Below are 15,109 nucleotides of genomic sequence, written 5' to 3'. Positions count from 1 at the left end.
GGGCGTCACCAGCCCGTCACCCTGAGCAAAGCCGGGAAACTCTGCCTAAGGGCGGTAGAGCTCTGGGGTGCGGATCAAACACCAACCGGGCTCCGGTCGCGGCTGGATGAAAGTTCAGTGGCAGGTCAGTCGATCCGCACGAAGATATGCCGACCAACCCTCTTGCGTCCTTCAGTTGGATCGCCATGCGGACGTCGCTTCGCCTGACGGACACTGATTTCGCGTGGCTAGAATGTGAACTGCGGGAAATGGTCGATCTACGGAACAAGCTGGTTCACCACTTCATCGACCAGCACGACATCGGGACTTCAGATGGATGCCGTGCGGAGCGAGATACGCTCCGGGGAAGAATCGTGTTGACCGTTGCGTGACAGATCGCCCGGGTGTTCGGGAACGGATAGCGCAATGTCACCTGACACGAAACTGCCCCACGCCCTCCCGGTGCCCCAGAGCGGGTCCGCCCGAAGGGCTCGAAACGTTGCTGCGCAGCCAGGAAGATCCGGGTTCGCGGCCAGATTCGTTCAGCCCGGCCCAAGCAGCCCAGCCCGAGGCATTTGCACATCAACAGCCTCCACGCAGGGCGGAGCGCATTTGTTCAGCGAGCAGTTTCAGGCGATCTCGAAGGCGACGGCAAGCAATCTGGAGAATGTCAGTCGAGGCCGCGTCCGCAGCGCGCGACAACGTGAAGGAACCCGCGTCGCGCTTTCCTGTTTTCCAACGAGCCGCAGGAGGATCCGATGACCAGAACCACGCCGCCCCGCCATGACGCAACCAAACAGGACGAGGGCTTGCCGTATTTCGACCATCCCTCGGGCGGCTGGGGTTCGCTGAAGGGAGTTGCCAAGATCTTCGGCGACGTCCGCAAGGACAGTGAGGCCTTCCGCATTCTCTACGAGTTGAACAAGCCCAAGGGGGTCATGTGTTCCTCCTGTGCCTGGGCCAAGCCCGCCAACCCACATGCCGCTGAATTCTGCGAGAACGGCGCCAAATCCGTGCTGTGGGAGCTCGACCAGCGCCGCGTCGGCGCCGATTTCTTCGCCGAGCATACCGTGGCCGAGCTGAAGACCTGGCCTGATCACGACCTGGAGGCCGCGGGGCGCCTGACCGAACCGATGCGTTATGACGCCGCCAACGACCGCTACCAGCCGGTCGGCTGGGACGAAGCCTTCACCGCCATCGGCGCCATCCTCAAAGCGATGGATCCGAAGGAGGCCGTTTTCTACGCCTCGGGTCACGCGGGGCTGGAGGCCTCTTACCTTTATGCCCTCTTCGCCCGGGCGATGGGGCATCAGAACCTGCCGCAATCGTCGAACATGTGCCACGAGACCACCAGCGTGAACCTGAAATCCTTCATCGGCACGCCGGTCGGCACCTGCACTCTGGAAGATTTCGACCATTGCGACGCGATTTTCTTTTTTGGTCAGAACACCGGCACCAACTCCCCCCGCTTCCTGCACACTCTGAAGGCAGCAGTGAATCGAGGCTGCAGGATCGTCACCTTCAACCCGTTGCGCGAACGCGGGCTGATCGAGTTCGTTGATCCGCAGAACCTCGCCCAGATGACCTTTGGCAAGGCCACGCGGATCTCCGAGCAATATTACCAGCTCCGCCCCGGCGGCGACATCGCGGTGCTGGCGGGGATGATGAAATGTGTCCTCGCGGCCGAGGATGCAGCCCCGGGCAGCGTGCTGGACCGGGACTTCATCGACACGCACACCACCGGGTTCGCCGAGACCGAGTCCGCCGTCCGGGCAGCCCGCTGGGAGGAGATCGAACGTCACTCGGGCCTCACCCGCGCGATGATCGAAGAGGCGGCGGAGGTCTACCTCTCGGCGAAGAACGTAATCGGCATTTACGGCATGGGGATGACCCAGCACGTCAATGGCTGGCTGAACCTTGGAATGTATTGCAACCTTCTGATGATGAGGGGGAATATCGGGCGTCTGGGCGCTGGGATCTCGCCCGTCCGAGGCCATTCCAACGTACAGGGCCAGCGCACCGTCGGGATCGGCGAGAAATCGGCGCACATGCCTGCCGAAAAGCTGCGCGAGCTCTTCGGGATCGAGGCGCCGAAGGAGGACGGCATGAACGCCGTCATGGCCTTCGAAGCGCTGCTGGAGGGCCGGGTCAAGGCGCTGATCTCGCTCGGCGGCAACCTCGTGCGAGCGATGCCCGACCGGGAGCGGATCGAGGCGGCCTATCCGCAGCTCGACCTTTCGGTCTCGATTGCGACGAAGCTCAACCGCTCGCATCTCGCGCCCGGCAAGGCCGCCTACATCCTGCCCTGCCTCGGACGCGCGGATGCCGACATGCAGGCGAACGGACGGCAGGCGACCTCGATGGAGGATACCTTCTCGCATATCTACGGATCGATCGGCGCGGCAACGCCTCCCTCGCCCCACCTGCGCTCGGAAACGGCGATCGTCGCCGGGCTGGCAAAGGCGACGCTGCCGGCGAACGACCGGCTCGACTGGGATGGCTGGACCGCCGACTACGGGAAAGTGCGCGACCTGATCGCCGAAACCTTCCCCGACGATTTCGCCGATTTCAACGCACGGCTTCATCAGCCAGGCGGTTTCTACCGTGGCAATCCCGCGCGCGAGCGCACCTGGAAGACCGAGAGCGGCAAGGCCGTCTTCACCCCGCCCGAGACGCTCTCGGCGCTGGGTCAGGCACCGGAGGGAGAACGCGAGATGACGCTGATCACCCTGCGCTCGAACGACCAGTTCAACACCACGATCTACGGATATTCCGACCGGCTGAGAGGGTTGGAGGGCGACCGGATGATCGTGCTGATCCACCCGCAGGAAATGGCGCGGCTCGGCCTTGTCGAGGGCGCCAAGGTGGCGCTGAGCTGCGCCGTGCAGGACGGGGTGAAACGCCGGATCGATGGCCTCAGGGTGACGGGCTACGACCTGCCGATGGGCTGCATCGCCGGCTACTATCCAGAGCTTAACCCGCTGGTTCCGCTGGGTTACCATGAAAAGAATTCGAAGACCCCCGCCTACAAGGGCACGCCCGTGATCGTGGAGCCTTAAGGAAACTCGAAATGGGGAGGTCTTTCCGGGATCCGTCCCCCGGAACGGCGAACTTCACCCTGTCCGCGCGCGCTGATCCGCCGGGCAGAGATCGCGCGGGAATGGGCGCTTTTCGTGGAGCGCTACCCGCTGGTGCTTCTGGCACCGAGCGCGGACCTGCCCTTCGCCGACAATCTCGATCTGGGTAGCGAGGCCGATTTCAAGCGCGTCTGGGAGGCGCAGCGGGCGATGATCGGCCTGCCGGTCACGGGACTTCCTGCGCTGGCGCTGGCGACGGGAGCGACGCCCGACGGCGCGCCTCTGGGCATCCAGATGGTCGCCGGGCGGTTCCGCGAGGATATATTGTTTGAAGCGGCCGCGCAGATCGAGGCGCGTTCGAGTCCGGTGGAAATCGCCCTGCTCTAGCTGCATGGCACAGGAGGCGAAGCGCCTCCTCGCCGCATGGCATCCCTCATCGCAAATGCGCCCGAAGAGAGGGCTGGTGGAAATTCGGGGACGAACGCGCGAAGACCAGGGGAAGAAATCGCGATATGGCATGTCGCTGACCGGCCACCTCCCCGTTCGTAGCCATCGAGAACTTCTCAAAGCACGTTGGCAGAGATCCAGCCACACGGGCGCGGCGCGCCGGTGGCGAGACGTGGGCTGAATCGTGAAGGGTCAAGACGGACAAAAAACGCGATCCTCCTCATGAGGCCGCGCCGCGTATGCTCCGGGCAAGAAAACGGCACGATCCGTGAGGCCATCGGCAGGGAGCGCCGCGCCATTGCCTCCCAGGGCAATTCGCGCCGAATGTCAGATTTGCGCTGGGAACTTGATGCGCACGCAAAGCCCATCTGCGCTATCCACGGTGAGGGTCGCGTCATGCTGGAAGGTCAGGGTTCTTATCAAGCGCCATCCAAGAGAGTTCGAGCGCTCCGGCCGCTCGGCATCCGCCGGCAAGCCGATGCCGTTATCGGACACGACCAGCGCGATCCCATGCTTCGGATCGCCGGAGACCTCGACACGGATGATCCCTTCCTCCCTCCCCACAAAGGCGTATTTGAATGCATTCGTGATGAGCTCGCCAACGATCAGCCCGATATCGATGGCAAACTTGCTGTCGAGCCGCAACTCTTCACAGGCAACCTCGATCGTGGCGTTCAGCCGCCCGCCGCTGAAAGCGCGCTCTGATGTCCTGGCGACCTCCGTGACCATTTCCGAAAGTTCGACTTTGCCCGTTTCAGTTCCGCGCTGCATCAATTCGTGCGCTTTGGCCAATGCTCCGACGCGGACTTCGAGCTCCGTCAAAACCTGATGGGTTTCATCCTGTTCGGCCCGCGACTTGCTCATGCGGATGAGAGCGGCGATGAGCGCCAGGTTATTACCCGTCCGGTGGTGAAGCTCCCGCATGAGCAGGTCGCGTTCGCTTATCTCCTCAGCGAGCTCGCGGTTTTGTTCGCTGAGGGCCGCCGTAGGGTCCTTGGCGCTGAGATCGTCGAGCGCCCGGGTCGCCAGTTCGATGAGCTGGGAGCCGGACGGCAGGTTTGCCGATGGCAGGAAAACCGCATTGACCCGCGTGCCCTCATCGCCGGTTTCCACACCGAAGCGGGTGGCAATCCTCTGCACGCCGCGCAGCCCCAGACCCAGTCCCGTCGCGGAGGACGGAACGCCGTCGGGTTGCAATTTCTCTTGTGGGATTCCTCGCCCCTGATCGGTCACGAGAAGACCGAGCGCGGGCTTGCCGGCCAGTTCGGTGAGCGAGAAGGTCGCCCGTCCCTTCTGGCCATGCTCGATTGCATTGCGACCAAGTTCGACGACGGCCGTCACCGTTCGCGTGCGCTCGAAAGACCCAAACTGCAGCACATTGGCCAGTGTCATGGCCACATCGCGCAGCCGAGCCACGTCGGCACTCTTCTCAAGGGTCACCGTAGTGAGCTTCGCCGTTTTCATGCCTCGCGTTCCCGATTTATGCGCATCACGACGATGCTGGCATCGTCGCGTCCCCGAAAGGCCCGATCGAGCAGAAAGCCAGCAACCAGCAGGGGGCTCTTGCGCAGCAGCCCCGGCGGGAAATGAGAGTCCCGAATGGTCTTCAACCCATCGCTATGCACGATCACTATATCGCCTGACTCCAGCTGAACAGCTTCCTCGTAACCGTGGGTGGGAGCACCGCCGATGCGGCCGTCACGGACAGCCATCCTGCGGATGCCCTTTGCCCCCACCAGCAGGGTCGAGATGTTGCCAAGCCCTGAGTAACGCATCTCCATCTGCGGATGCGCAACATGCAGCAGCGCCGCCACCGCACCGCGCCGTCCAGCCAGCCGCGCGGTAATCTCGCGCATCAGCTTGCCTGGCTCCGAGGACAATCCGCCCGCGGCGGCGGCTGTGTTGGTGACTTCGCTGGCCGCTTCGGCGGCCGCGGGGCCATGTCCGAGCCCATCGCAAAGCAGCACGTCGGTCGCCTGCGGGGTCTGTCGTATCTGAAAATCGTCGCCGCAAGTGTCTTCGTTCGGATGGCAGACCCGCAGTCCCACCGCTTCGACACCGACGTCAGCCCCATCGTTGCAAGCGCCAAAACTGCACACGATCGTCGTTCCGATGTCGGGCGCCGTGAAGATATCGAACCTGTCCGACAGGCGAACGATGGCGCCGAGCCCGAGACCGGCGGACTCCGTGGAGCTTTCACCGTCCTTGAACATCCGGTCGATATCCGCGATCCCCGGCCCGCGGTCCGTGAAGATCATGGAAATGACATCGGAGCCGGGCTGGCGCACGCGTTCGATCAATGCCCGTCCGCGATCCGCGTAACGCAGGATGTTGGTCGTCGCTTCGGTCGCGACGATCGCGACTTCGCCGACGCGTGTCTCTGAAAGTCCGATCTCGACGCCAAGGCGCCGCGCAAGCCGGCGCACGACGGCAACTGCGCTCCGATCATCAATCTCGACCCATTGATTCATAGCTTCACGCTCATCGTAACGGTTGTGCCCTGGCCGGGCGCCGAGCGAACCGTGAAATCATGTGAGAGGCGCTTGGCCCCGCCAAGCCCCCTGCCGAGCCCTCCCGCTGTCGTGTAACCCTCGGTCATCGCCAGCGTTACATCCTCGATTCCCGGACCCTCATCCCGGCACTCGACGCGCAGATACCCGTTATGATCATCGAAATAAAACGAAATCTCGCCACCCCCACCGTGAACGATGGCGTTGCGAGCGATTTCGCTCACGGCCGTCGCGAACCGGGTGACCCGCATCACCGACAGCCCGCGCGCCTTCAGAAGTCGGGCGGCGGTCTGGCGCGCGGCAACGACGTCCCGGCTGGCCGCGAGCGTCACCTTCGCGATCGCGGTCCTGCCTGATATCCTCTCGGGATCAGGCACGCCGCAACTGGGAAAGTGCGTGGGTCAGGCTGAGCGCCGTGCGGGTCTCGGGCAGATACATGCCCAGTTCGACCAGGGTCACTGCAACTGCCGGGCGCATGCCGACGACATAGGTCTCGGCGGCCAGCAGCCGCGAGATCCCGGCCAACTGCGCAATGACCCGCCCGACGAATGTATCGACGATCTCCAGAGAGCTGATGTCGAGGATCACGCCTTTGACGTTTTCCTTGGCAATCCGGTTCGAGAGTGTGTCCTGCAACTCCACGATTTCCGTATCGGTGACGTCGTCCTGGATGGATACAAGAAGCGCGGTTTCGACCAGGTTTATGGACGTCACACCCGACACGTTACGCGCCCTCACTGGTCTTGATGACGTAGCCGACCTTCTGCAGGGCATCGGACAGTGCCGTGCGAATGCTGGAGCGGGTGGACACCGTGCCGACGTCGATCCCGAGCTGCACCATGGTCTGGGCGATCATCGGGCTGATGCCGCTGATGATGCACTCTGCACCCATCAGGCGAACGGCGGCAGCAGCCCGCAAAAGGTGTTGCGCAACCTGCGTGTCCACGGTGCCGACACCGGTGATATCCATGATCACGACCTCGGCCTGACGTTCCAGAATGGTCTGTAGCAGGTTTTCCATGACCTCCTGCGCGCGCGCGGAATCCAGCGTGCCGATCAGTGGCAGCGTGAGAACGCGGTCCCAGAGTTCGACCACCGGCGTCGACAGCTCGAGCATCTCCTGCCGCTGGCGCTCGATTATCTGGTCGCGCTCGCCGATGAAGATCTCGTTGGTATAGATCGCGAAGGCATCGACGAGGCGGGTCACCATCAAGACGTCGCGAATGAGCTCCCCGCCTTCGATATCAGGCATCGCCTCCAGCCGTTTGAACAGGGGGGCCTTGAGCGCCAGGACGAATGTCGCCATCTCGGTCGGCGTGACACCGCGACCGACACGTTCCTTGCTAACGTCAGCCAGAACGGCGCGCAGGTCTTCCCAGGCGTCATCATCCAGGCTGAACTCGTCGTTCACGACCCCGGCCCGAACACCTTTGGAAAAGGCTTTCAGGAGTTCCTGGTTTTGGGCGCGACTTTCAGAGTCGGAGAAAAGGTCGGAGCGCTTCACGCCCTCTTTCACCTGGGTGCCAAGCCACTCCTCAACGACACCTGAAAAATCAGTTTCGAGAATGGAAAGGATATTTGCCGTCGCTGTTTGCGGCATGTGCATGAACTCCAATGCATTTTGATGCAGCAGGTAAGCCAATTCCCGCCGGCAAAGTCAACCGCACGGGTTTGCAGCTTTGCTATTCGGAAACCGCTCCGGACGATCAGGGGTTTCCGACAGGTCTCCGCGACCGGCGTGCCGTCGTCGCCTTGATTCAAAATGAACGCTTGTCCCGCGCGTCCGAAGATTTGCTCGCCTCCATACGATTCCATTCCTCTTCCAGCCAGGGAAACTTAGCGGATAACTCCAGTTTCAAGCGGACCAGTCCTCAGGGGGCAGAGCAGAAACGAGCGCCCCCTTTGATGTCAGCAGGAGAATTTGCGATGAGATTTGCAGCTCGGCCAGAAGACGCGGCCTCAAGCAGAGCGAGGGCTCGGCCGCGATGCGGCTCTGCGATGGACCCGAGTCTGGCAATGCCCTACCACTGGGCCCTGAGCATTCCGAGCGGCGCGGCCATTTTGACGAAGCGTGCAGGGCACGGTCTTCGGCCATCACGCGCTCCGGGAAAGTCTGAAGCTGTTTGAAATCAGAGCGCATGGATCTCGTTTCTCATTCTCTTCTTGGATTTCTCGCCGACCCCCGACGGAGGCACCCCCGCTCATTGAGTCTTAAGGAGGCTGGACTGTCCGCCCGCCCGGGAGCGCGACACTGGATCGGGTTCGAAGAGATTTCTGCAAGACCCGTGTTGACGCGCGGTATGTTTTCGTCTCGGCTCTCACTCGAACTGGGAACCGGTGAGACGGTCTCGATTCCGGCCACCAATCGAGCGCAAGCGGAGACTTTTGCCAAGGCTCTCGAAGAGGCGTGGTCCGCCTTCAATCATCGCGAGCTGGCCAGGCAGGAGGAGACGATCGAACGCCTTCTCGCAGCCCTGCAAAAGCTGAATTCCCCCGAGACATATCCCGCCGCATTCGAGCTGGATCCACTCGCGCGGGACATATTGAAGCTGAACGAGCAGGTCCTCTCGAAGCTCAATGCCACGGCGCTTGGCGAAGAGGCCGTCACGCGCCTGACCCCGATCATCGCATTCGCCCAAAACCCCGGCGCGGCGCGCGAGGCGGCGATCGAGCGTTTTGTCGAAGCACAACTCGAGGGGTGGAGGAGTTTTTTCGACACAGTCGAGTCCAAGCCTCTCACTCCAGAGCAACGCCTGTCGGTGGTCGTTGACGAAGACGCGACATTGATTCTGGCCGGCGCGGGCTCTGGCAAGACGAGCGTCATCACCGCAAAGGCCGCCTACCTCATCAAGGCTGGCATCAGAAAGCCCGACGAATTGCTCCTCCTGGCCTTTGCGCGAGATGCCGCGGCAGAGATGTCGGAACGGATCGAGGCCCGCTGCGGTCTGCCCGTTGCGGCGCGCACATTCCATGCGCTTTCCTTCGAGATCATCGGAGCCGTCGAGGGTGAGAAGCCCGCACTTGCACCGACTGCAACCGACGACAAAGCCTTCCTCTCTTTGATCAAGGAGATCGTTCGGGACATCGTGAACCGCCTCGCCGATGTCGCAGAAACCGTGATTGGATGGTTTTCGGGCTATTTCGACGAGTTCCCGATGCCCTGGGACTACGCGCGCGCCCACGATTGGTATTCGGAAGTCGAAAGCCGCAACCTGAGGACCCTGAAGGGTGATACCGTCAAGAGCTTCGAAGAGCTCCTCATTGCGAACTGGCTCTATCGCAACGGCATCGCCTACGAATATGAACCGACCTATGAGCACAAACTGCCCGGAACAGGCCGTCGCATCTACACTCCGGATTTCCGCCTGACCGAGAGCGGTGTCTATATCGAACATTTCGGTGTTCGAAAATCGCGGGGCCCGGATGGCACGGAACGGCTCACGACCGCCCCCTTCGTCGATCGGAACAGCTATCTCGAAGGAATGGACTGGAAACGCGCGGTCCATGCAGAACACGGGACCACCTTGATCGAGACCTATAGCTGGGAACGCCAGGAGGGTCGGCTGCTCGAGGAACTCGTGAGAAAACTCGAACCGCTTGTCACTTTGAACCCCATCCCGCAGATCGAGATCTACGATCAGGTGACGCAGATCGGTGTCGTCGATGGCTTTACATCTCTGATCGGAACGTTCCTGCGTCACTTCAAGAACGGTGGCTACGAGATTGACACCTGCACCGAGAAAGCCGCAACCCTCAAAATGGGCAAAAGGGCGGACGCATTCTTGAAGATCTTCGGCGCCGTCTATCGAGAGTATCAGGCGCGACTAGGCGAGCGTATCGACTTCGAGGACATGGTCATCCGGGCCACGGCACATGTGGAAAGCGGACGATACCAGAGCCCCTTCCACCATATCCTGGTCGACGAATTCCAAGATATCTCGACGGGCCGTGCCCGCCTCATTCAGGCCCTCAAGGCGCAACATTCCGATGCCAGGGTCTTTGCCGTCGGCGATGACTGGCAATCGATCTACCGGTTCGCCGGATCAGACATCCACATCATGCGCAATTTCGGAAACGAATTCGGAGGGACATTCGCCGGTGAAACAGGCGTTCATCGGACGGTGGATCTCGGGCGCACCTTCCGATCCGTGGACAAGATCGCACTGGCTGCCCGGCTCTTCGTTCTGCGCAATCCGGCACAGATCTCGAAGAAAGTTGCTCCTGCGGGCGAGGCGGAGCAACCGGCAATCCGCATCGCCTGGACCCGTCGCGAAAACGCGGACGACGTTCTCGATCGAGCCCTCGCATCACTATCGACGCTGCAGGCGCCGAGTGATCGAAAGGCTTCAGTATTGCTCCTGGGCAGATATCGCTTCATCGAGCCCGATCTCAAGCTGTTGCGAAAGCAACATCCCTCGCTTTCGCTCAGCTTCAAGACCATTCATGCCTCGAAAGGGCTCGAAGCAGACCATGTGATCATCCTCGGCGCTGACAATACCCGCATGGGTTTCCCCTCGCAGATCGTTGACGATCCACTCCTCAATCTCGTTTCCCCGGAGGCAGAGCCGTTTTCAAACGCTGAAGAGCGGCGCGTGATGTATGTCGCGATGACGCGCGCACGCAAGACGGTGACCATTCTCGCCTCTGAAGCACGCCCATCGACATTCGTCCGAGAACTGATCGATGACCCGCGCTATGAGGTCGTGAGCCCGGACGGCACCGCGGAGCGGACGCATTCCTGCGGCCAATGCGGTGGGCGCTTGATCTACATGCCCGGTCAGGATGGACCGGGCTGGTATCGCTGCGAACACGTCAAGCTCTGCGGCAATCGAATGCCCGCCTGCCCGCAATGCGGGATAGGATTGCCCGTTCGAGATAGGAAGACTGAGGAAATGGTCTGTCCGGAATGCGGAGCGAAGCCACCGGCTTGCCCGAGCTGCAAGGAAGGCTGGCTCGTCGAACGACGGGGCCGCTACGGGGCCTTTCTGGGCTGCGTCCGGTTCCCCGATTGCAAGGGCAAGGCGAAGATACGCAAACCGTCATAGCGGCGGCGAAGCAGGGAGACCCTCACCGTGTTCGGCAACAACCATTTCGCGGCCTGACTGAATATTATCGAACATGCAGCACCGGTAGGTTTCCGGTGTTCGGCAAACAACACTCTTTCACGCGGGAGTGTTCGGATCGCGAAACAGTAGATAAGTTGCCGAACACACCGGCCCCATATCAACTGATTGATATTCATAGGAAACCAGTGCCGCGAAATGCTGCGAAACGAACACTCCGACGCTATTTTCGTGCCGCAGCCTTCCCGGAAGGATATGCACCTTCTCCTCGCAGGAATGGTGCTTCCGCCTGCGCCGGGGGATGGCTCGATCGACAACGAGATCGGTCGCACGACAGATCGCACCTGCGCAGCGCACTTCTTGGTGCAACAGGTCGCGATGCTGGGCCACCACTTCGCAGACGGGAAAAGGGCGTCATGCCGTTCCGCGCCATGTGCAAGATCTGCGGCACGATTGCAGAAAGCTGGCATTGTGCGAATGCAGTGACCTCCGCCTAGACAATATGGGGTCAGCAGGCAGAGGCCGTATCCTCTAGGATCAGCCTGACAGCTTCGAACCCGTTTGGTATTCTCCACATCAGATGCCAAGAATAGGCTCGGCAATCCCCGCATCCTCTCACAGAACCCCGAACGGCATCGCCTCCGCAAGGCAGGGGAAGAAGGATTAAGAAATCAAATTGAAGCAAGATCATTGCTTCACCAGAAGTATCTCGGGGAGGTCGATCCTTCTTGAAGTTTCCACCGTAGCGCCGAGGACAGCTGACCTGTCATGATCGAGCGATCAGATCGCCGAAGGCAGATCCGGGCCCGACTGTGAGACCGCGTCATAGCTCGCGGTTTCGGCCTTGATCCGCCCCGTTTGCGGGATGCTGACGTGCGACGCGGCATCATCGCATCCGTGACAGCCGCACACTGGAACATTTCTGCCAAATAGACTCAGAAAGCGAAGTCGGTGTCCCCGATCAAACGAGACAAAGCACGCGCTTTCAGGCTATAGCTAGGCTTCACGGAGGACCGCGCATGGAAGATCTTTACAGGAAACGACAAGAGGAAAAGGCGCGAAGCCGCGCGAAGGATGAAGAACGTCTGGCTAGGGGCGAGGTCGATCCTGTCGAGTTGCAGCGTCAGAATTTCGTGTTCAAGAAAGTCCGAGCCGACCGGGTCGGCTTCGTGAAGAGTCACGAGCCGAAATCCATCAAGTTCCTCAACCTTTGAGGCTGCTATGTCTAACGATCAGGATCTCGCTCGAGCGAGAACTCAACGCCCAAGACGCCTCGGCGAGTTGGAGACATTGCTTCGAGCGCGCAATCCGGACCTCGATATCTTCGTCTCGGCCCTCGCCCATTATGGCGAGCCCGGATTGGCCCAACTTCATCTCTATGGCGTCGAGGACGACCACCAACGTAGATCCCGGCTGATGAAATTTGCGATAGCCTGGCTTCTGGAACGCGGCATCTCGATCGAGCTTCAGGAGGGACGCGACGTCTACGACATTCGTCCATGGCGCGAGGCCCATGGGGGCACAATTCAAGATATGGGATCTCTGGACGTGCTGGACGAGATCTGAAAGCGCTCGAACCTAGGTCGGCAGAAGAGAAATTACGGGTGACACTAAGAGACTTGTGCGCCCTCTCCCTCTCGAAGCTGGGCGACCTTCCAATGCCCCGTATATCCTCTTTTCAAATGCGCCGCGACGATTTGAAAGCCGCTTTGTGGCCAGCTCTTCGGTGTGTCTATGAAGAGCAATTCCGCGATTCCGAATCCGGTCTCTTCGAGATCCCGCAACCGTGCCTTCGTCGTCAGGTTCGTAAGCGGTGCAAGCCAGACGATATTTTCGGAAACCTGCATCGCGTGCCGCGTGAACGTCCGCAGCTCTGACCAGGGCGGATTTGTGACGACCCAATCTACCCGATCGGCCCAAGACAGAAAGTCGCGTCCCTCGCTGATCTCGCACCAGTGGCGCTCCAGGTGATCCGGGAAATGATCAAAGAACGCCCCTTCCCCGCGCGACGGATCGAGAACGCGACCCTCCATCGCATGCGAAAAATGTTCGATGATCGCCTTGGCGAGGTCAGGCGGCGTCATGACACGGTCCTGTTCCGCGTCATTTTTCGGCGGCACCAACCCTCGCCCCTTCGCCAGATCGCTTCGTTCCAGAGAGTCGCGGAGGCGAAGTAGCCGCAATGCCGCGGCAAGCGTCGCAACACGCCCGGAAAACTCCGCTTCCAAGGTAATTATCGTCACGCGGCTGCAACCAATTTTGCGCGCGAGAATCTGCTGCGAAAAACCGCGCGCACGCCGCCGCTCCGCGAGCACGCGTCCCATATGTTTCCCGGGCGTTGTGACACGCCAGCGCAAGCCAAGGATCGGTAAGACGGCCTCGAGCGAAAGGATCGTGCCTGCCCCGCGCTCCAGGGCGCGCACGGTGGGGATGCTGATCTTGGCGCGGGATGCGAGTTCGGCCTGCGTGAGCCCGCGCCCCACGCGTTCGGCTCTGAGGATCTCGAAAAATGACATGTGCGAAAATCTTTCCATCGAAAGCTCACAGATAGAAAGAAAATGCGACAGAGCGCAACCGCTAGCGCCAGGCGCTTGAATAGCCCCGTGTATCGTGGACGCCTTCTTTGCTAATTTTGAGGCAAGGAGGCCATGATGAGCAGCGACCCACGTTCAGCGACGATTTCAAAAGAGATGCCGTCGCGCAGATCACGGAGAGGGGCTTCCCGGTCAGGGAGGTGGCCGAGCGCTTGGGCGTGAGCCAATACTCTCTCTACTCCTGGAAGAAGAAGTTCGCGAAGGCGTCATCCGGCGACGCTGAGAAGGATGCCGAGATCCGGCGGCTCAAGCGTGAGCTCCTGAGAGTGACGGAGGAGCGGGACATTCTAAAAAAAAGGCGACCGCGTATTTCGCCAGGGATGCCAAGTGAGATACGCGTTCGTGGCCGAGCATCGCGGGCAGTTCTCTATTCGGGCGATGTGTCGCTGCTTACGTATTCAGCCGAGTGGCTTCTACGCGTGGCTGAAGGCCCCACTGAGCAAGCGAGCTCAAGAAGACGAGCGGCAGATTGCTCTGCTGAAGGAGGCATGGGTGGAAAGTGGCAAGGTCTACGGTCACCGCAAACTGCATGACGACCTTCTCGAGCAAGGCGAAAGCGTCTGCCTGAACCGTGTTGCCCGCCTGACCAAGCTGGCCAGCATCAAGGCGCAGATCGGCTTCAAGCGTCGACCGGGGAAGTATGGCGGCAAGCCCTCGGTGGTCGTCGACAACACACTGGACCGGCGGTTTGACGTGGCGACACCGGACAGCGTCTGGGACGAGGCCTTGTTCGCCATTGGTTCAAGAACAATGGACGAGTGACATCACCTATATCCGCACTCAGGAAGGCTTCGCCTATCTTGCCGTTGTCATCGATCTCTTCTCGCGTCGTGTCGTTGGATGGGCGATGCAAAGCCGCCAGACGACCGAAGTTGTCCTGCAAGCGCTGCTCATGGCGACATGGCGGAGAAAGCCCAGGGAAAAGGTTCTGATCCATTCGGACCAGGGCAGCCAATTCACCAGCATGGACTGGGCAGCGTTCCTACGGGCCCACAATCTGGAGCACTCGATGAGCCGCCGCGGAAACTCCCATGACAACGCGGTCGCTGAGAGCTTCTTTAACCTACTGAAGCGTGAGCGGATCAGACGACGGACCTACCGAACACGCGAAGAAGCCAGGCAGGATGTGTTCGACTACATCGAGATGTTCTACAATCCAAAGCGCAAGCACGCCCGGAACGGAATGCTGTCGCTCGTCGACTTTGAGCGGCAGCAGAAACTGAGACACGATGGCGTCTAAGAAACACGGGGCTATTCATTGTCTTCACCGAGCTGGCCCTGTCGGAATTTAGCGACGCGGGCGAAGCCTTAGAGGCGATCGGCGGCTAGCTGGAAGAAGATGTGGTCGCACTTAATGCCGAGGGCGAGGCATGTGCTTTGCGAACCGCTGAAGCAGATGGCAAAAAGGCGGGAACCAACCCCGCCTTTTTCGTTTGGTC

Annotated in this window: 11 protein-coding genes and 1 pseudogene; 6 read left to right on the top strand and 6 right to left on the bottom strand. The window is 60.9% G+C overall.

What is annotated here, in order from left to right:
• Nucleotides 1-737 precede the first annotated feature (737 nt).
• Together BMI90_RS18220 and BMI90_RS18215 are read left to right on the top strand one after the other, a co-directional pair.
• Complete coding sequence (locus BMI90_RS18220; RefSeq protein WP_078530891.1) at nt 738-3,038, top strand: FdhF/YdeP family oxidoreductase; 2,301 nt, start codon at nt 738-740, stop codon at nt 3,036-3,038.
• A 114-nt stretch (nt 3,039-3,152) separates the two neighbouring features.
• On the top strand, nt 3,153-3,443 hold the full coding sequence (locus tag BMI90_RS18215; protein ID WP_078530890.1) for a hypothetical protein: 291 nt from the start codon (nt 3,153-3,155) through the stop codon (nt 3,441-3,443).
• A 387-nt stretch (nt 3,444-3,830) separates the two neighbouring features.
• On the opposite strand, the gene BMI90_RS18210 is transcribed toward BMI90_RS18215, so the two are convergent.
• Genes BMI90_RS18210 through BMI90_RS18190 form a run of 5 tightly spaced genes read right to left on the bottom strand, consistent with a single transcriptional unit; the run spans nt 3,831 to nt 7,655 of the window.
• Entirely contained in the window at nt 3,831-4,967 is a 1,137-nt protein-coding gene (locus tag BMI90_RS18210) for an ATP-binding protein (RefSeq protein WP_078530889.1), read from the bottom strand.
• The gene (locus BMI90_RS18205) at nt 4,964-5,974 is read right to left on the bottom strand and encodes an ATP-binding SpoIIE family protein phosphatase (RefSeq protein ID WP_078530888.1); all 1,011 of its coding nucleotides are present in this window, start codon (nt 5,972-5,974) and stop codon (nt 4,964-4,966) included. The genes BMI90_RS18210 and BMI90_RS18205 overlap by 4 nt, the downstream gene beginning before the upstream one ends.
• Nucleotides 5,971-6,345, bottom strand: a complete 375-nt coding sequence (locus tag BMI90_RS18200; RefSeq protein WP_078530887.1) for an ATP-binding protein — start codon at nt 6,343-6,345, stop codon at nt 5,971-5,973. The genes BMI90_RS18205 and BMI90_RS18200 overlap by 4 nt, the downstream gene beginning before the upstream one ends.
• A 37-nt stretch (nt 6,346-6,382) precedes the next feature.
• Entirely contained in the window at nt 6,383-6,727 is a 345-nt protein-coding gene (locus BMI90_RS18195) for an STAS domain-containing protein (protein WP_246831590.1), read from the bottom strand.
• A gap of 10 nt (nt 6,728-6,737) precedes the next feature.
• Nucleotides 6,738-7,655, bottom strand: coding sequence for an STAS domain-containing protein (locus BMI90_RS18190; RefSeq protein WP_246831589.1), 918 nt, complete (start codon nt 7,653-7,655; stop codon nt 6,738-6,740).
• A 496-nt stretch (nt 7,656-8,151) separates the two neighbouring features.
• Between BMI90_RS18190 and BMI90_RS18185 the strand changes: the two genes are divergently transcribed.
• From BMI90_RS18185 to BMI90_RS18635, 3 genes are all read left to right on the top strand, one after another.
• Entirely contained in the window at nt 8,152-11,058 is a 2,907-nt protein-coding gene (locus BMI90_RS18185) for a UvrD-helicase domain-containing protein (protein WP_348638929.1), read from the top strand.
• 1,037 nt (nt 11,059-12,095) lie between these two features.
• Nucleotides 12,096-12,290, top strand: coding sequence for a hypothetical protein (locus BMI90_RS18640; protein ID WP_146671349.1), 195 nt, complete (start codon nt 12,096-12,098; stop codon nt 12,288-12,290).
• Nucleotides 12,291-12,366: 76 nt separating this feature from the next.
• Nucleotides 12,367-12,642, top strand: coding sequence for a GNAT family N-acetyltransferase (locus BMI90_RS18635; protein ID WP_146671348.1), 276 nt, complete (start codon nt 12,367-12,369; stop codon nt 12,640-12,642).
• Between the two features lie 44 nt (nt 12,643-12,686).
• Here the strand turns inward: BMI90_RS18635 and BMI90_RS18170 are convergent, their stop codons facing one another.
• On the bottom strand, nt 12,687-13,592 hold the full coding sequence (locus BMI90_RS18170) for a helix-turn-helix domain-containing protein (protein ID WP_168172821.1): 906 nt from the start codon (nt 13,590-13,592) through the stop codon (nt 12,687-12,689).
• A 116-nt stretch (nt 13,593-13,708) separates the two neighbouring features.
• Between BMI90_RS18170 and BMI90_RS18165 the strand changes: the two are divergent.
• Nucleotides 13,709-14,910, top strand: a pseudogene (locus BMI90_RS18165) (IS3 family transposase).
• Nucleotides 14,911-15,109 lie beyond the last annotated feature (199 nt).

The organism is Thioclava sp. L04-15, from assembly GCF_002020275.1.
GTDB classification, from domain to species: domain Bacteria; phylum Pseudomonadota; class Alphaproteobacteria; order Rhodobacterales; family Rhodobacteraceae; genus Thioclava; species Thioclava marina.
Note: the sequence above shows the minus strand (reverse complement) of the source record. Positions and strands in the feature narration are given on the sequence as shown.

Bases quoted from the DNA above. Each gene is read 5' to 3' on its own strand.
- BMI90_RS18170 (WP_168172821.1), bottom strand. From the start codon at position 13,592: ATGTCATTTTTCGAGATCCTCAGAGCCGAACGCGTGGGGCGCGGGCTC.
- BMI90_RS18185 (WP_348638929.1), top strand. From the start codon at position 8,152: ATGGATCTCGTTTCTCATTCTCTTCTTGGATTTCTCGCCGACCCCCGA.
- BMI90_RS18205 (WP_078530888.1), bottom strand. From the start codon at position 5,974: ATGAATCAATGGGTCGAGATTGATGATCGGAGCGCAGTTGCCGTCGTG.
- BMI90_RS18210 (WP_078530889.1), bottom strand. From the start codon at position 4,967: ATGAAAACGGCGAAGCTCACTACGGTGACCCTTGAGAAGAGTGCCGAC.
- BMI90_RS18640 (WP_146671349.1), top strand. From the start codon at position 12,096: ATGGAAGATCTTTACAGGAAACGACAAGAGGAAAAGGCGCGAAGCCGC.
- BMI90_RS18220 (WP_078530891.1), top strand. From the start codon at position 738: ATGACCAGAACCACGCCGCCCCGCCATGACGCAACCAAACAGGACGAG.